Origin of the sequence: Streptococcus mitis ATCC 6249 (assembly GCF_000146585.1) — a bacterium.
GTDB classification, from domain to species: domain Bacteria; phylum Bacillota; class Bacilli; order Lactobacillales; family Streptococcaceae; genus Streptococcus; species Streptococcus mitis_AZ.
Genome location: NZ_GL397179.1, coordinates 874,210 through 891,087, shown reverse-complemented (window position 1 = coordinate 891,087; position 16,878 = coordinate 874,210). Strand labels below are relative to the sequence as shown.

At 42.1% G+C, this 16,878-nt stretch carries 19 protein-coding genes, 1 CRISPR repeat array and 1 other annotated feature (1 of these 21 only partly in view); of the genes, 5 read left to right on the top strand and 14 right to left on the bottom strand.

Annotated elements, in window-relative coordinates; genetic code table 11:
* The 13 genes from yabA to HMPREF8571_RS06065 form a co-directional block, all read right to left on the bottom strand.
* Entirely contained in the window at window positions 1–318 is a 318-nt protein-coding gene (yabA, locus tag HMPREF8571_RS06125) for a DNA replication initiation control protein YabA (protein ID WP_000358227.1), read from the bottom strand.
* Window positions 319–354: 36 nt separating this feature from the next.
* Window positions 355–1,245 carry a DNA polymerase III subunit delta' gene (locus HMPREF8571_RS06120; RefSeq protein ID WP_000808201.1) on the bottom strand — a complete coding sequence of 297 codons (891 nt, stop codon included), beginning with the start codon at window positions 1,243–1,245 and terminating at the stop codon, window positions 355–357.
* Window positions 1,242–1,880 carry a dTMP kinase gene (gene tmk / locus HMPREF8571_RS06115; RefSeq protein ID WP_000033377.1) on the bottom strand — a complete coding sequence of 213 codons (639 nt, stop codon included), beginning with the start codon at window positions 1,878–1,880 and terminating at the stop codon, window positions 1,242–1,244. The genes HMPREF8571_RS06120 and tmk overlap by 4 nt, the downstream gene beginning before the upstream one ends.
* Window positions 1,881–2,000: 120 nt before the next feature.
* The gene (proC, locus tag HMPREF8571_RS06110; protein ID WP_000689666.1) at window positions 2,001–2,798 is read right to left on the bottom strand and encodes a pyrroline-5-carboxylate reductase; all 798 of its coding nucleotides are present in this window, start codon (window positions 2,796–2,798) and stop codon (window positions 2,001–2,003) included.
* A gap of 3 nt (window positions 2,799–2,801) precedes the next feature.
* Window positions 2,802–4,064 (bottom strand): glutamate-5-semialdehyde dehydrogenase, encoded by a 1,263-nt coding sequence (locus HMPREF8571_RS06105; RefSeq protein WP_000252664.1) that lies wholly within the window; start codon window positions 4,062–4,064, stop codon window positions 2,802–2,804.
* A gap of 9 nt (window positions 4,065–4,073) precedes the next feature.
* Window positions 4,074–5,183, bottom strand: a complete 1,110-nt coding sequence (gene proB, locus HMPREF8571_RS06100; protein ID WP_000875759.1) for a glutamate 5-kinase — start codon at window positions 5,181–5,183, stop codon at window positions 4,074–4,076.
* A gap of 99 nt (window positions 5,184–5,282) precedes the next feature.
* Window positions 5,283–6,182, bottom strand: coding sequence for an RluA family pseudouridine synthase (locus HMPREF8571_RS06095; protein WP_000403182.1), 900 nt, complete (start codon window positions 6,180–6,182; stop codon window positions 5,283–5,285).
* Entirely contained in the window at window positions 6,172–6,633 is a 462-nt protein-coding gene (gene lspA / locus HMPREF8571_RS06090; protein WP_000745677.1) for a signal peptidase II, read from the bottom strand. The genes HMPREF8571_RS06095 and lspA overlap by 11 nt, the downstream gene beginning before the upstream one ends.
* Window positions 6,630–7,538 carry a LysR family transcriptional regulator gene (locus HMPREF8571_RS06085; protein WP_001025720.1) on the bottom strand — a complete coding sequence of 303 codons (909 nt, stop codon included), beginning with the start codon at window positions 7,536–7,538 and terminating at the stop codon, window positions 6,630–6,632. Before HMPREF8571_RS06085 ends, lspA begins: the two co-directional genes overlap by 4 nt.
* Before the next feature lie 239 nt (window positions 7,539–7,777).
* Window positions 7,778–8,071 carry a 50S ribosomal protein L27 gene (rpmA, locus tag HMPREF8571_RS06080; protein WP_000916509.1) on the bottom strand — a complete coding sequence of 98 codons (294 nt, stop codon included), beginning with the start codon at window positions 8,069–8,071 and terminating at the stop codon, window positions 7,778–7,780.
* Between the two features lie 16 nt (window positions 8,072–8,087).
* Window positions 8,088–8,432, bottom strand: a complete 345-nt coding sequence (locus HMPREF8571_RS06075; protein ID WP_000613698.1) for a ribosomal-processing cysteine protease Prp — start codon at window positions 8,430–8,432, stop codon at window positions 8,088–8,090.
* A gap of 15 nt (window positions 8,433–8,447) precedes the next feature.
* The gene (gene rplU / locus HMPREF8571_RS06070) at window positions 8,448–8,762 is read right to left on the bottom strand and encodes a 50S ribosomal protein L21 (RefSeq protein WP_000109141.1); all 315 of its coding nucleotides are present in this window, start codon (window positions 8,760–8,762) and stop codon (window positions 8,448–8,450) included.
* Window positions 8,763–8,795: 33 nt separating this feature from the next.
* Window positions 8,796–8,975, bottom strand: a sequence feature (ribosomal protein L21 leader region).
* A 64-nt stretch (window positions 8,976–9,039) separates the two neighbouring features.
* Window positions 9,040–9,738 (bottom strand): YoaK family protein, encoded by a 699-nt coding sequence (locus HMPREF8571_RS06065; protein WP_004240011.1) that lies wholly within the window; start codon window positions 9,736–9,738, stop codon window positions 9,040–9,042.
* A gap of 144 nt (window positions 9,739–9,882) precedes the next feature.
* Between HMPREF8571_RS06065 and HMPREF8571_RS06060 the strand changes: the two genes are divergently transcribed.
* Window positions 9,883–10,860, top strand: a complete 978-nt coding sequence (locus tag HMPREF8571_RS06060) for a Gfo/Idh/MocA family protein (protein ID WP_000915910.1) — start codon at window positions 9,883–9,885, stop codon at window positions 10,858–10,860.
* A complete protein-coding gene (locus HMPREF8571_RS06055; RefSeq protein WP_000850599.1) occupies window positions 10,857–11,939 on the top strand; it encodes a DEAD/DEAH box helicase in 1,083 nt (360 codons plus the stop codon). Before HMPREF8571_RS06060 ends, HMPREF8571_RS06055 begins: the two co-directional genes overlap by 4 nt.
* A 24-nt stretch (window positions 11,940–11,963) precedes the next feature.
* On the opposite strand, the gene HMPREF8571_RS06050 is transcribed toward HMPREF8571_RS06055, so the two are convergent.
* Window positions 11,964–12,341 (bottom strand): DUF1934 domain-containing protein, encoded by a 378-nt coding sequence (locus HMPREF8571_RS06050; protein WP_141553700.1) that lies wholly within the window; start codon window positions 12,339–12,341, stop codon window positions 11,964–11,966.
* Window positions 12,342–12,412: 71 nt separating this feature from the next.
* Here HMPREF8571_RS06050 and HMPREF8571_RS06045 point away from each other — a divergent pair, with 71 nt between their 5' ends.
* The 3 genes from HMPREF8571_RS06045 (at window position 12,413) to HMPREF8571_RS06035 (ending at window position 14,987) form a co-directional block, all read left to right on the top strand.
* A complete protein-coding gene (locus tag HMPREF8571_RS06045) occupies window positions 12,413–13,720 on the top strand; it encodes an HD domain-containing protein (protein ID WP_001003531.1) in 1,308 nt (435 codons plus the stop codon).
* A gap of 9 nt (window positions 13,721–13,729) precedes the next feature.
* Entirely contained in the window at window positions 13,730–14,536 is an 807-nt protein-coding gene (gene yidA, locus HMPREF8571_RS06040) for a sugar-phosphatase (protein ID WP_000023496.1), read from the top strand.
* 271 nt (window positions 14,537–14,807) lie between these two features.
* Window positions 14,808–14,987, top strand: a complete 180-nt coding sequence (locus HMPREF8571_RS06035) for a hypothetical protein (protein WP_001233349.1) — start codon at window positions 14,808–14,810, stop codon at window positions 14,985–14,987.
* Window positions 14,988–15,173: 186 nt separating this feature from the next.
* A CRISPR array of direct repeats spans window positions 15,174–16,878; the repeat unit is 36 nt; unit sequence GTTGTACAGTTACTTAAATCTTGAGAGTACAAAAAC; it runs 1,434 nt beyond the window's last position.

The window sequence follows — 16,878 nt, the reverse complement described above, 5'->3', positions numbered from 1 at the left end:
CTACTCCCTGTACAACAACTCGTCACAGAACATACATTCCTCGTCCTGCTCTCGGCGTTGTCCGTAAAAATCATTACATACGTGAAACCCGTCCTTATAGATTCGACGGACGCTTTCACGAACATGCTTGGCCTTGACGGGAGCATCTGCTTCCACCTCACCTAAGCGTTCGCGCAACTTACTATTTTCTAAACGAAGAGCTGTATTTTCTTCTACCAAGCTCTTGAGATTTTTCTTGATGGCTTCCACATCGGCCAAGGTCACCAATAACTGTTGGGAAAAATCGTCCAGCGCATCAAATAATTCTTTCTTGTCCATAAACCAGCCCTTTCCTTTCTTTATCCTTCATTTAGTTTATATTTCTTTCAAGACCAGATATTCCATGGCATTTTGAAAGCTGACATTAGCTAGCCACATTTTTCTAGCTTCTAGCAAATTTTGTAAAATCTGTCGTATTCTTGCTTGCAAGAGATCCTGACCACAGAGGACTTCGAGGATTCGCAAGACCTGATCTTGTTTTTCCTTGTCATCTGCCAAGCTGGCTAATTTCGCAACTTGCAAATAACTCTCTTTTTTCTTGGCTACTAACCAAGTCAGCAGTCGTTCGCTCTCATCAACCAAGGTCCAAAAACTTGCCTGATTGACCAACTTTTCAGCTTCAGCTCGTGATTGACAGAACTGGGCTAAGAGAGTCGCTTTTTTCTTGACCAGACCTGCTTGTTCTAATTGATGGATGAGCTTTTCTTCTTGCTTTTTAAAGTTGAAAATCTGGGTCCGACTACGGATTGTCGGCAAGATTTTTTCCTCATCGCTGGTCAAGAAGAAAATGTAAACTTCACTCTGGGGTTCTTCGATGACCTTGAGCAGAGAGTTGGCTGCGTTGGGATGCATTTTTTCCGCCTGCTCGATAATAAAGACCTGTTGCTGGCTTTCAATCCCTGCTTGGGAAAACTGAGCCACCAATTCCCGAATCCGTTCTGTCTTGATGACCTGATTGACTGGCTTGATTAAAGTAACATCGGGAAATTCTTCCTGTTCAATCAGCTTGCAGTTTCGGCATTTCTCACATGGTAAAACGCCTACTTTATCCGTACAAAAGAGGCTCTTAGCCAAAAACTGCGCCATTTCCAAGCTTCCAAAGAATCCTGAAAAAAGATAGGCATGATTGAGCTGATCTTGTTCTAGGATACGGACAAAGCGGTCAAACTGGTCTGGCTGCCAAGCTTTTAGTTGTTCTTGTTTCATTTAGCCAAGCCCATTCTGTCAAATAAGACAGCCTTGGTCGTTTCCACAACTTGCTCCAAAGGAAGACTCGCATCAATCTTGACCATGCGATTTCCTTCTTTGTCCAGAAGAGAAAGGTAGCCTTGACGGACTTTCTTGTGCAAATCCAAGCCTTCCAAGTCCAAACGATTGACCTCCCGATCACTATTAGCAGCAATGCGAGCCAGTCCTTCTTCCACCTCAATGTCAAAATAGAGTGTCAAGTCGGGTTTGAGGCCATCTGTCGCAAAGTGATTGAGCCAATCAATGGCATCAATATCCAATCCACGGCCAAATCCCTGATAAGCAACGGAACTATCGATGAAGCGGTCCATAATGACCAACTTACCAGCTTCAAGAGCAGGGAGAACTTTTTCCACCAAGTGCTGTCTGCGACTTGCGATATAGAGAAGGAGCTCTGTTTTAGGATCCATCTGTGTATGACTTGGGTCCAAAATCACTTGACGAATCTTCTCCCCAATCAAGACTCCACCTGGCTCACGGGTCGTCAGCACCTCTACTCCTTTTTCCTCTAAAATTGGGAGCAGAGCCTCTAAAACGCTGGTCTTTCCTGCTCCCTCTGGTCCCTCAAGAGAGACTAAAAATCCTTTTGACATGTCTAACTCATTTCTTTTTTTCTACCTTCTATTCTATCAAAAAAATAGGTTTTTGTGACAATCTTTTTGTTTCTTCTCTATTCAATCGACCATAAAAGAGGTTGGGAGTTATCCAACCTCTTAATTACCTAGTTCTTGTGTTCGTTTATAAGCTTGATGAACTGCGTCCATGACTGTACCTCTAAAGGCATGTTCTTCCAGACTTGCTACACCCGCGATAGTCGAACCTCCTGGACTGCAAACTTGGTCTTTCAATACTCCAGGATGTTGTTGACTTTCGAGGACCATTTGCCCAGCGCCGACTACTGTTTGGGCTGCCATTTTCAAGGCCATTTCTCTTGGCAATCCTGTCTGTACACCCGCATCTGCCAAAGCCTCGATAAAAAGATAGACAAAGGCCGGCCCACAACCTGCAAGACCTGTCGCAGCGTCGATTAAGCCATCAGCCAGTTCAACCAAGAGACCAGCCTTGGCCAATAACTGACAAAAGAGTTCACCGTCCTCAGCAAGACAGTTTGCTGACATGGCATAACTAATCACTCCTTGGCCGATAGCTACTGGAGTATTGGGCATGATGCGAATGATTCGGTGGTGACTTGGCAGAAGACTCGCTAGTTTTTCCAAGGTCAATCCAGCCGCCATGGAAATCAAAAGAAGACTCTCCCGCTTTTCAAGGATGGTCTGATATTGAGCAAGCAGTTCAGAAAACTGAGCAGGCTTAACTCCTAGAAAAATCACATCTGCTTCTGCAAAAATTTCCTCATTGCTGGAAGCCTGACCGCCAAAATTGGCGATGAAAGCATCTACTTTTGCTTGACTGCGATTGGCAAGGAGAATCTGAGCACCCGTCTTAGCCTGGAAAACAGCCTTAGCCAAGCTAGCTCCCATATTTCCCAAACCGATAAATCCAATCTTCATCTCTTACTCCCTTATCTGTCCGTCACCAGTAACCACATACTTGTAGCTGGTCAACTCTTTCAAGCCCATAGGCCCACGCGCATGCAGTTTCTGAGTAGAAATTCCCATCTCACATCCAAGACCAAACTGCCCACCATCAGTGAAACGCGTTGAGGCATTGACATAAACCGCGGCAGAGTCCACTTGCTCTGTAAAGAAAGCTGCAACTTCAGCATTTTCCGTCACAATGGCATCCGAATGATGGGTACTGTGAGCTTCAATATGCGCAACCGCTTCTTCTAAACTGCTCACAACCTTAACCGCTAGGATATAATCTAAAAATTCGGTATCAAAGTCTTGGACCTCGGCTACTCGACCTGAAACAAACTGACTTGCTTTGCTATCCAGACGGAATTGAATTGGTTCCAGTCCAGCTTCTTTTCGATCTGCAACCAGCACTTGCTCCAAGCGAGGAAGGAAGCTTGCTGCCTTGTCTTCATGAACCAGCAAAACCTCCATAGCATTGCAGACAGAAGGACGACTAGTTTTAGCATTGTTGATGATCGATAGAGCCTTGTCTTCGTCTGCATCCTTATCTACATAGACATGGACAATTCCAGTTCCTGTCTCGATAACGGGTACGATAGCATTTTCAACCACAGCATTGATCAAACCAGCACCTCCACGAGGAATAAGAAGGTCTAGATAACCCTTAGCCTTCATCATGGCATAGCTACTTTCTCGACTGGTATCTTCTACTAGTTGAATCACATCTGGGTGAATAGTAGTCGTCTCCAAGCCCTTCTTCAAGGCTGTGACAATAGCATGGGCTGTTTGGTAGGCGTCCTTGCCACTACGAAGAACAACCGCATTGCCACTCTTGAGAGCCAAGGCAGCCGCATCAGACGTCACATTTGGACGGCTTTCATAGATAATACCGATAACCCCCATAGCCACACGTTTCTTGGTAATAAGCAAGCCATTATCAAGATGACTTGTCTCTAGGACTTCACCAATGGGATCTGGTAATGTAACCACTTCACGAATACCAGCTGCCATCGCTTCTATACGTCCCGCATCCAAATAAAGACGATCCAGCATGACATCTGAAATTTTCCCCTTGGCTGCTGCCATATCAAGGGCATTGGCCGCTAGAATCTCCTCAGTAGCTGCCAATAAGTGATCAGCCATAGCTAGCAAGGCCTGGTTTTTCACTGTTTCACTAGCAGTGTTGATTGACTTTTTAACAGCCTGTACTTGTTCAAATTGTTCTTGTGTCCTTACCATTTTTCACCTCTAAAATTCTGTAAAGAGCAGCTGGATTTCAGGAGTGATGGAAATCCAGTCATCACGGTGAATCAAGACTCCCTTAGCTTTTTGAGAACGGAGCATATCTTCTAGGGCTGAGACACCAAATTGAACACGTCCCTTTCCAAGAGATTGACCTGTTTCTTTATCTGCTACTGTGACAATATCATGGTAAGAGAAGTTCCCTTCCACTTCTACCACACCTGATAAAAGGAGACTTTTTCTGTTTTTTGAAAGTGCTTCTGCAGCTCCACCATCTACCCAAATCGTTCCTTGACTTTGAGCATAAAAAGCCAACCATTGTTTCTGGGTACGAAGGCCTTTCTCTTGCGCAACAAAGAAAGAACCATCCTTGGTCTCGTCCGCTGCCTCAATCAGGGCATCTGATTTCAGGGACGAGCAAATATAGACTGGTACCCCTGACTCCGTTGCGATCGTAGCCGCCTTGATCTTAGTCAACATCCCACCTGTCCCATTAGACGAACCTGCTCCACCAGCCATATCAATAATCTCACGATTGATGGTCTCGATTTTCTCAAGACGTTTAGCTCTTGGATCTGAGTTGGGATTTCCAGTATAGAGACCGTCTACATCCGTCAAGAGAACCAAAAGGTCTGCTTGCACCATAGCCGCTACCTGAGCACTCAGGGTATCATTGTCCCCCACCTTGAGCTCATCAATAACGACACTGTCATTCTCGTTGATGATAGGAATGGCACCCCGATGAAGCAATACAGACAAGGCCTGATGGGCGTTCTTATAACGACGTTTATCTACAAAATCATCCTGAGTCAGCAAGATTTGCGCAGAGACGATTTGACGCATGAGGAGGTTGATTGTGTATTCTTCTAGGAGCAAACCTTGTCCTACTGCAGCCGAAGCCTGCTTATCTGCAATCTTGGTCGGCCGTTTTTTAAAGCCCAAAGCTCCAAACCCTGCCGCTACTGCCCCAGATGACACCAAAATCAACTCATGTCCAGCTTCATGCAACATAGCCAATTGCTGGGTAATTACCTTTACTTTACTTCTTGATAAACTCCCGTCTTCATTTGTTAAGGAAGATGTCCCTACCTTAAAGACGATTCGTTTGTACTTCATATTCTCACTCCGATTCTTCATATTTATCCATTATAACATGAATGCTTTAAAATAGAAAAGACTTGAAATAAAAAGGTTGAGACAGTCATCTCAACTCTTTTATCTATTCTCAGCTTTCCGCAATCTTTCCAGCGTTTCCTTAAAAATCTCTGGAATATCTGCTGTAAATTCCAAGGTTTCACCTGTTCTCGGATGGGTAAAGCCTAGAGTCTTGGCATGGAGAAATTGTCCATGTCCTTTCAAAGTCTTACGAGGACCATAGACTTCATCACCAGCGACTGGATGGCCAATATAAGCCATATGAACACGGATTTGGTGGGTACGCCCTGTTTCCAGTTGCAACTCTAGCAAACTATAATCTCCAAAGCGTTCCAAGACTTGAAAACGAGTCACTGCTGGCTTCCCTTTAGCAGTCACTGCCTGTTTCTTACGATCTTTTTCACTACGACCAATCGGCGCTTCAATGACACCACGATCATTGGGAAGATTGCCGTGAACAATTGCCCAGTATTTGCGGAGAGACTTCTTGTCCTTGAGTTCTTGGGCAAGTGCTAAGTGGGCCTCATCATTTTTCGCAATCATGAGGAGACCAGACGTGTCCTTGTCAATGCGGTGAACGATTCCTGGGCGGAGAACCCCATTGATACCTGACAAGTCTTTTATATGGTACATGAGGGCATTGACCAAGGTTCCACTGGTATGACCGGCGCTGGGATGAACCACCATACCCTGTGGTTTGTTGACAACGGCGACGTCCTCATCTTGGTAGATAATTTCCAGAGGAAGGTCCTCGGCAACATACTCCAAAACTTCTGGTTCTGGCACATGGTAGGTGACGATATCCCCCTCTTGGACAGTGTATTTTGCTTTCTTGGCTTGCCCATTAACCAAAACTTGTCCTACTTTGATTTGTTCATTAGCGAGACTGCGTGACAATTCTGTCAAATCTGACAGAGCCTTGTCTAAGCGGAGTCCGCCTCTTTCAATTTTAATTTCCATTTACTTCCTCTTTCAGCATTGCAATCAATAAAACGATGACACCAACTGTCAAATAGCTGTCAGCCACGTTGAAAATCGCAAAGTTGATAAAGTCTAGGTGAAACATATCCACGACAAAACCTTGACTCATTCTGTCAATAAAGTTGCCTAGACCTCCCGCGATAATCAGAGTCAGTCCAAAAACCATCCAGAGAGAGTCCTCCATGTGCTTATGTAGATACCATAGGGCACCTGCCATGACAACCAAGGTAATGATAGCAAAAAACCACTGCTGGTCTTGTAACATAGAGAAGGCTGCTCCTCTATTCTGCAGGTAGGTCAAGCTAACAAGATTGGGTATCCAAGACCGGACCTCTCCCAAAGGTATCTGTTGGATGACATAGGCTTTAACCCACTGATCCAGTGCAATTAAGAGCAGTACAATCACTGCCACTATTCCTCTTTTTTTCATGATTTCCTCTTCTGATCAAAATATTCTTGCATAACCTCAACGAAAAGTGTCCCAGCTTGGCTAAGCTCCACTTCTTCCCGTTTGACATAGACCATGCGGTTATCTAGATTGTCCTTGAGACGAATGACTGTAATCCCATTAACACTGTCACTATCTAAAAATCCAGATCCAGTCGCATAGGCATCTGTCCGCTCCAAAATACCATTCAAAGTAGCACGGTCGGTCACATTGAACATCTGGGAGCTAGCGCTGGTATCGACAAAGTTCTCTGAATAGTAAAGATACTCGTCCTTTTCTTGAGTGAAACGAACTGTTGGTAAGTCAGCTAAATCCTCCATGACCAGTTCTTCTTTTTCCGCCAAAGGATGCCCTTCACGCAGATAGATGTGGGTATGAAAAGGAATCAGATCAATGACTTCGAGACCTAACTTTTCAACTCGTTGTAGAATTCCCTTTTGATTTTGATTGTTGAGGTAGATAATCCCAATCTCACTGTGCCCCTGAGCTACTTCATCTAAGATTTGAACTGTAGTAGACTCAAAAATACGGAAATTCTTGTAGTCAGGATAGCGCTCTGAAAAAGCCGTAATGGTTGGTGGCAAGAAGTCATAGTGCTGGCTAGCAATAGAGAATTCATCTTTTTCTTCTTCAGGATTGGCATATTGATTTTGAAAAACATCAAATCCTTTGACCAATTCCTGCGCTTTCTCATAAAATTCCATACCACGACGGGTCAAGAAAGTCCCCGAACTCGTCCGACGGAAAATCTTAAACCCCAGCTCTTTTTCCAAATCGCGTACAGAAATTGACAGACTGGGCTGACTGACATACATCTTTTCAGCAGCTTCACGGAAAGTACCACTGTTGGCAATAGCCACAACATAGCGTAATTGTTGAATATTCATCTTCTACCCCCAACTTCTCTATCTGTTCATTATACCATAATTCAGAAGTTTTCCACAAAGGAAAAAGAATATCCATGATAAAATCCAACTACACAAGACTTAAAAAATATGGGTATCAGCGTGGGTACCAAAACAAAAAATAGGCTCTCCGAAAACTCGGAAAGCCTTATTTTATGCTACTTCTAGCTTCCTCGCCTTTTCATTTCAAGGCTCGGGATAAAAAGGTTCACTGGACCTTTTTATTTAGCGATTGGGTAAACAGAAACTTGTTTTTTATCGCGACCTTTACGTTCAAAGCGTACTACGCCTTCAACTTTAGCGAACAAAGTATCGTCTCCACCACGTCCAACGTTTACACCTGGATAGATGTGTGTACCACGTTGACGGTAAAGGATTGATCCACCTGTTACAGTTTGTCCGTCAGCTGCTTTAGCTCCAAGACGTTTCGCTTGTGAATCACGTCCGTTTGATGTAGAACCTCCACCTTTTTTGTGGGCGAAAAGTTGCAAGTTGTTAAGAGTCATTTTTAACATAATGTTTTCCTCCGTGTTAGTTTTCTGTGATAACTCTGGTTTGGACGAACTCAGATGAGTCCTCCGATAAGTTTGCCATACCCAAGAAAAATGATTCGAAGAATAACTGCGTCATTTCTCTCTGGTGAGAAGGAAGATCTTTTGGTATTTCCACCATCAGATAGCCACCTTCATCTTCGTTTAATTCTAGGATTGGTTCATAGCCTGCAAATTTCTCAATAGAATTGATAAAGTTAATGGCAAGCGTAGAAACCGATGCACACACGACATCTAAGCCGTATTCGCCACTCTCGGCGTGTCCAGTAATTTCCGCACTCCTCAGCTCGCCATCTTCGGCTCTCTCAAAGACTGCCTGTATCATGTGTTCTCCTTAAAATTAAGCGTTGATTGCGTTGATGACAACTTTTGTATATGGTTGACGGTGACCTTGTTTACGGTGGCTACCTTTTTTAGGTTTGTACTTGTAAGTAACAACTTTCTTTTGTTTTCCTTGTTTTTCAACAGTTCCAACTACAGTAGCTCCAGCAACAAGTGGAGTTCCGACAACAGTGTTTTCACCACCAACAAGAACAACTTCGTTAAAAGTAACTTCTTGACCAGCTTCAACGTTCAATTTTTCAACGTAAACTGCTTGACCAACTTCAACTTTAACTTGTTTTCCGCCAGTTTTGATAATTGCGTATGTGCTCATTATGCACCTCCTATGATTTTTTGGGTTTCCCCGTATTTTGTGAAGACTCGCCTAGCATCGTGGGACGAACCACTTAGTATATGAGCTCTAAGTATAACAAAGAGTAAACTAGGAATTACGCCGATTACATAACTTGTGTTAGGCAAGGCGATAATGACGAAGTTTAAATTTGTTATACGACGAGCAACGATGTTCGTGCGGTTGCACAGGACTGTGCATAGTCAACTCTTCAAGTATAGCATATCTTCTTTTTTCTTACAAGCGAAATCAATCAAAATTAAGCTTTTTCTTTCCCTTTTTTCCTCCAAGAAGCAAAAAGCATACTAAGGTAAAAGATACACATCATAATAGGAATACCTAGAATGGTCTTCTCCTGATAGTAAATCGTCAAATAAGCTGAAAAGACAACTCCAAAGACAAAACTACTAAGTAAGCTAACAAAAATCAAGCCCTCTCGTAGAAATGGCGTATGCTTGGTCCGGAAATAATCCCCAAAAGCCAACATGGTTCGTTTAATATTCCCTGTCATAAAGGCATTGTTATAGGCAATTCCTGACACTTCTCCAAAGGCTGTTGTCACCAAGCCCATACAAAAGGCTAAAGGTGGAACTAGATAGATATTATCAACTGTTTGCGGTACAAAGCCAATAATTAGGGACAGGACTGCAAGTGGTATCAGGGACAAAATTGGCTTTTTCACAATTCTCAATTTTTCCTTATAAACTGTTAGTAAAAAGACCCCCATCATGAAAGCTAGTAAAGTGAGGACCTTGTCCCTAACATCTGAAACATTGTCTTGGATTAATTCAACTGATAGAAAAACCACATTCCCTGTTTGGCCTGCTACTAGGGTATTCCCTCGCACGATGAAGGTATAGGCATCGACATATCCTGCACAAAAGGTCAAAAAAAGCGCTAGTCTTTTAGACTGACGAGATATTTTTCTTATTGGTAATAATCTCATTTTCTCTCCCATTTCAGTTTCATTTAGTCATTTCAATATTGTACCACTTTCTTTAAGAAAAGCGTAGTCCATTTGAAAATTTTTACCATCTGTTGGATAGTCCTTCTTTTCTATGTTATAATGAAGGAAAGATTTAAAGTCGGAAAAGGAGTATCTATGCTGAAATTAGGTGTTATCGGAACAGGCGCTATCAGCCATCATTTCATAGAAGCAGCCCATACCAGTGGCCAATACCAGCTGGTTGCTGTCTACTCTAGAAAGTTAGAAACTGCCGCAACCTTTGCTTCTCGTTATCAAGATATCCAACTCTTTGATCAATTAGAAGACTTCTTTAAGTCTTCCTTTGATGTGATTTATATCGCCAGTCCAAACTCCTTGCATTTTGTTCAAGCCAAGACTGCCTTGTCTTTTGGCAAGCATGTCATTCTTGAAAAGCCAGCTGTCACCCAGCCACAAGAATGGCTAGATTTGAAACAAACAGCTGAGAAAAACCACTGTTTTATCTTTGAGGCAGCTCGTAATTACCACGAGGAATCTTTTACTACTATCAAAAACTTTTTAGCAGACAAGCAAGTATTGGGAGCTGATTTCAACTATGCCAAGTATTCTTCCAAGATGCCGGACTTGTTGGCTGGGCAGACGCCAAATGTCTTTTCAGATCGTTTTGCTGGTGGAGCACTTATGGATTTGGGGATTTATCCTCTCTATGCTGCTATTCGCCTCTTTGGAAAGGCTCAGGACGCGACTTATCAGGCTCAACAGCTTGACAATAGCATTGACCTAAATGGCGATGGTATCCTCTTCTACCCTGACTTTCAAGTTCATATCAAGGCTGGAAAAAACATCACTTCCAATCTTCCTTGCGAGATTTATACAGCAGATGGTACCTTGACCCTTAACACGATTGAGCATGTCCGCTCAGCTATTTTTACCGACCACCGAGGAAATCAAGTTCAACTCCCTATCCAACAGGCTCCTCATACGATGACTGAGGAAGTTGCAGCATTTGCACACATGATCCAGCAACCAGACCAGACACTTTACCAGAACTGGCTGGATGATGCAGGCTCTGTTCATGATTTACTCTATACCATTCGCCAGACTGCTGGCATTAGATTTGAGGCAGAAAAATGAAAACCAAACTACCGACTGAATGGCAGAAATTGAGCGACCAGCTCGGTTTCCAAGAATTTACCCCCATTCAAACTCAACTATTTGAACCCATCCTTGCTGGAGAAAACCTACTGGGAGTGAGCCCAACAGGAACTGGTAAGACGCTAGCTTACCTCCTGCCAAGTCTTCTCAGACTACAAAAGAAAAAAGCCCAACAACTCTTGATTCTAGCGCCAAATACAGAACTAGCTGGACAGATTTTTGACGTATGTAAAACGTGGGCTGAAGCTATCGGCTTGACTGCTCAGCTCTTCCTATCAGGCTCAAGTCAGAAACGCCAGATTGAACGCCTCAAAAAAGGACCAGAAATTCTCATCGGAACTCCTGGCCGTATCTTTGAGTTGATTAAATTGAAAAAAATCAAGATGATGAATGTGGAAACCATCATTCTGGATGAATTTGACCAATTGCTCGATCATTCTCAGATTCACTTTGTCGAGAAAATCACTCACTACGCACCTCGTGACCACCAACTCATCTACATGAGTGCGACGACTAAGTTTGACCAAGAGAAGATTGCTCCAAACACGCGCACCATCGACCTTTCTGACCAAAAGTTGGACAACATCCAACACTTCTACATGCAGGTGGACCAACGCCATCGTGTGGATATGCTACGAAAACTGGCTCATGTAGAGGATTTTCGTGGTCTGGTCTTCTTTAATAGTTTGTCAGACCTTGGAGGTGCAGAAGAAAAGCTACAGTATCGGGATATCTTGGCTGTTTCCCTCGCTAGCGATGTCAATGTTAAATTTCGAAAAGTCATCTTAGAAAAGTTCAAAGACAAGCAGCTAACCCTGCTCCTTGCAACTGACCTTTTGGCACGTGGGATTGATATTGATAGCCTAGAATGTGTTGTCAACTTCGACGTCCCTAGAGACATGGAAACCTATACCCACCGTGCTGGCCGTACAGGTCGCATGGGCAAAGAGGGCTATGTTATCACTCTCGTAACCCATCCAGAAGACCTTAAAAAACTCAAGAAATTCGCAAGTGTTCGTGAAATTGTCCTAAAAAATCAAGAACTCTATATCAAATAAGGTTGGCTTCCGCCAACCTTTTTCTTATCCCCAAGTAATTTCTAATTGATAGCTTGCAAAGTGGTGTCCCTCTTGGTTTTGCAGTTGATAGGCGAGCTCAATCTTTTGCCCATCCAGTTTGTAGTGACTTGTTTGAATGATAAACTCCTGCATCCCCATCGGAGTCGGAATATAGGCTAAACTATCACTATCCTTTAGAAAACGCATGATGGTTTTGGGACTCGAGAAACGGGTCATCACTAGTTCTTCTTCATGAAACTTGAGAACCACTTTTTCCTTTTCCTCATTATAGAAAAGCAAATAACGATAATCTCCCTTTTCATGCACCTCCACGTCATAGAGTTGGTCAATGACTTCCAATTGTTCATCAAACTGAATCCTATTTCGCATCCGAATCTTCACATCAAATCCTCTTTCTTGTCTCTTGTCCTACTATTTTACCAAAAAGAGCAGGATTTTGCTATAATGGTCATATGAACGAAAAAGTATTCCGTGACCCAGTTCACAACTACATCCATGTAAACAATCAGGTCATATACGACTTGATCAATACAAAAGAATTTCAACGTCTGCGTCGTATCAAACAGCTAGGGACTTCCAGCTATACCTTCCATGGTGGGGAGCACAGTCGCTTTTCCCACTGTTTGGGAGTCTATGAGATCGCTCGTCGTATCACGGAGATTTTTGAAGAAAAATATCCTGAAGAATGGGATCCTACTGAGTCTCTCTTGACCATGACTGCTGCGCTCCTTCATGACCTCGGGCATGGTGCCTACTCCCATACTTTCGAAAATCTCTTTGATACAGATCATGAGGCCATTACTCAGGAAATCATCCAAAGTCCTGAGACAGAGATTCACCAAGTCCTGCTTCAAGTAGCACCCGATTTTCCGGAAAAGGTAGCCAGTGTCATCGACCATACCTATCCTAACAAGCAGGTCGTACAGCTCATTTCCAGTCAGATTGATGCAGACCGTATGGACTATCTCTTGCGCGACTCCTATTTTACAGGAGCATCTTATGGGGAATTTGACCTGACTCGAATTCTCCGGGTCATTCGACCTATCGAAAATGGCATCGCCTTTCAGCGCAACGGTATGCACGCCATCGAAGACTATGTTCTCAGTCGCTACCAGATGTATATGCAGGTTTATTTCCACCCAGCAACACGCGCCATGGAAGTTCTCCTACAGAATCTTCTCAAGCGCGCCAAAGAACTCTATCCTGAGGACAAGGACTTCTTTTCACGAACTTCTCCACATCTCCTTCCTTTCTTTGAAAAAAATGTGACCTTGTCTGACTATCTGGCTCTGGATGATGGCGTGATGAATACCTACTTCCAGCTTTGGATGACCAGTCCTGATAAGATTCTCGCAGACTTGTCGCAACGTTTTGTCAACCGCAAGGTCTTTAAATCCATTACCTTTTCACAAGAAGACCAAGACCAACTCGCAACCATGAGACAACTGGTTGAAGAAATCGGTTTTGATCCAGACTACTACACAGCTATTCATAAGAACTTTGACCTCCCTTATGATATCTATCGTCCCGAATCTGAAAATCCACGGACTCAGATTGAAATTTTACAAAAAAATGGTGAACTGGCGGAACTCTCTAGCCTGTCTCCTATCGTCCAATCCCTTGCTGGCAGTCGCCACGGAGATAATCGTTTCTATTTCCCAAAAGAAATGTTGGACCAAAACAGCATCTTCGCAAGCATTACCCAGCAATTTTTACACTTGATTGAGAACGATCATTTTACCCCAAATAAGAACGAATAGAGGAAATATATGAGTATTAAACTAATCGCCGTCGATATCGATGGTACCCTGGTTAACAGTAAAAAGGAAATCACTCCTCAAGTCTTTTCTGCCATCCAAGATGCCAAACAAGCTGGCGTCAAGGTCGTCATTGCAACGGGCCGACCTATCGCAGGCGTTGCCAAACTTCTGGACGACTTACAGTTGAGAGACGAGGGTGACTATGTTGTGACCTTCAACGGTGCCCTTGTCCAAGAGACTGCTACTGGCCATGAGATTATCAGCGAATCCTTGACCTATGAGGATTATCTGGATATGGAATTCCTCAGTCGCAAGCTCGGTGTCCACATGCACGCCATTACCAAGGACGGTATCTATACTGCCAATCGCAATATCGGAAAATACACGGTGCACGAATCAACCCTCGTCAGCATGCCTATTTTCTACCGCACACCTGAAGAAATGGCTGGCAAGGAAATCGTCAAGTGTATGTTTATCGATGAACCTGAGATTCTCGATGCTGCGATTGAAAAAATTCCAGCAGAATTTTACGAGCGCTACTCTATCAACAAATCAGCTCCCTTCTACCTCGAACTCCTTAAAAAGAATGTAGACAAGGGTTCAGCTATTACCCATCTAGCTGAAAAACTAGGATTGACCACAGATGAAACCATGGCGATCGGGGACGAAGAAAATGACCGTGCCATGCTGGAAGTCGTTGGAAATCCTGTAGTCATGGAAAATGGAAATCCAGAACTCAAAAAAATCGCCAAATACATCACCAAAACAAATGATGAATCCGGCGTCGCCCATGCTATCCGTACGTGGGTATTGTAGCAAAAGGTAAGAATAGACGAAAACCGCTCAGCAGAGCGGTTTTTTACACTGTTTATATGCCCCCTGCAAACATAATAATATATATCAGTCTTTCTGGTTTGTTGTTATTCATGGTTTTTAAAAAAAGAAAAACTATTAAAAAATATAAAAAAATAAGTTTTTGGGGGCAAGTTTGGGGCGAAAATATTTAGAAATAATTTATCAAAACGCTTGACATCTCGGTTCTCCGTTATATAATATGATTAAGATAAAAATTGAGGTAAAGAAAAATATGAGAAAAGTTATTCAAGAATTACTTAATAGTTCTATTTCTACATCTGATATTTCACAAGGTGCCGGTGTGCCATGGACTACCGTTTCTGACCTCAGAAAAGGAAAAACAAGCATGGACAAAATGGCACTTCTCACAGCAGAAAAACTTTATGAATTTGCTACAGCTGATAAGCAGTGATTTCCGTCACTGCTTTTATTGTTGCAAACAAAAAAGCCCGCAAGCCTGAGCCTGCGGTTACAATTCGAACAATATTTTAGAAAATTTCCTTTCTATTTTTAAAAAATTATTTTGTAGTGATCAATCCGTCAGGCTCGATGTTGAAACTTTCTTTTTCAGCCAATCGGCCATCTTCAAGCATGAGGTGTTGTACAGTTACTTAAATCTTGAGAGTACAAAAACAGGCAAGAGTACAGACATCGGAATGAGAATGTTGTACAGTTACTTAAATCTTGAGAGTACAAAAACCAAAACAAGAAAGCCATACTTCTGTCTCTTGTTGTACAGTTACTTAAATCTTGAGAGTACAAAAACATTTTCATGGTAAAAAGAAAGAGATTACTAGTTGTACAGTTACTTAAATCTTGAGAGTACAAAAACACGGACCAGCAATCAGCATCTTGTGACCTTGTTGTACAGTTACTTAAATCTTGAGAGTACAAAAACCGATACCTACTCAGGGAACACAAAGACAGGGTTGTACAGTTACTTAAATCTTGAGAGTACAAAAACGTATCCATGCGCGCTCAAAAGTACGCTCATGTTGTACAGTTACTTAAATCTTGAGAGTACAAAAACATTTAATGAATTGGTTTGAAACCATTTCACGTTGTACAGTTACTTAAATCTTGAGAGTACAAAAACCAATGGTTCGTACTATGATTTTGTCATTCGTTGTACAGTTACTTAAATCTTGAGAGTACAAAAACAGGATTGGATTTCTTGTCTGAGCTGGTTGTGTTGTACAGTTACTTAAATCTTGAGAGTACAAAAACACTTGGCTTTCGTTGCAGAATAAGAATCAGGTTGTACAGTTACTTAAATCTTGAGAGTACAAAAACCTTTGGCAGCGTTAAGACCATCTGTGAATTGTTGTACAGTTACTTAAATCTTGAGAGTACAAAAACTATCATCTGGTTCTAGACTTTCAAGCAACGGTTGTACAGTTACTTAAATCTTGAGAGTACAAAAACCGTCCAGATAGGCTAGTTTCTTAACAGATAGTTGTACAGTTACTTAAATCTTGAGAGTACAAAAACAACAAAATTCTTGCCGTTGATTTGGAAGATGTTGTACAGTTACTTAAATCTTGAGAGTACAAAAACCAACTCGATTAAATCGATTGATGGGCTAAAGTTGTACAGTTACTTAAATCTTGAGAGTACAAAAACGAGACGCTTCAGCAGCTTTCTTTCCGATTTGTTGTACAGTTACTTAAATCTTGAGAGTACAAAAACAATCTATTCTTGGTAATGACGTAAAAGGCGGTTGTACAGTTACTTAAATCTTGAGAGTACAAAAACTCTCAGCTAAGAAGTTGAATGCATCATCTGGTTGTACAGTTACTTAAATCTTGAGAGTACAAAAACTGTAGGAACCTGTTACATCACTAAATTCCTGTTGTACAGTTACTTAAATCTTGAGAGTACAAAAACTGAATTAAAGAATTTAAAGAAAGAATTAGAGTTGTACAGTTACTTAAATCTTGAGAGTACAAAAACTCGCTAGATTAGATGTTGCTTTTGTAGCTGGTTGTACAGTTACTTAAATCTTGAGAGTACAAAAACAAACAATCTGACCCATGAACTGAATTATAAGTTGTACAGTTACTTAAATCTTGAGAGTACAAAAACTATATCCGTTGCTGTCAAAGCAATACCAAAGTTGTACAGTTACTTAAATCTTGAGAGTACAAAAACTATAACGAAGAGCTGGTTTAACTTTATCAAGTTGTACAGTTACTTAAATCTTGAGAGTACAAAAACCTTACAATATAATTAGGATCTTCTTTTACCGTTGTACAGTTACTTAAATCTTGAGAGTACAAAAACCGCTGCGTTGTTCATAATAT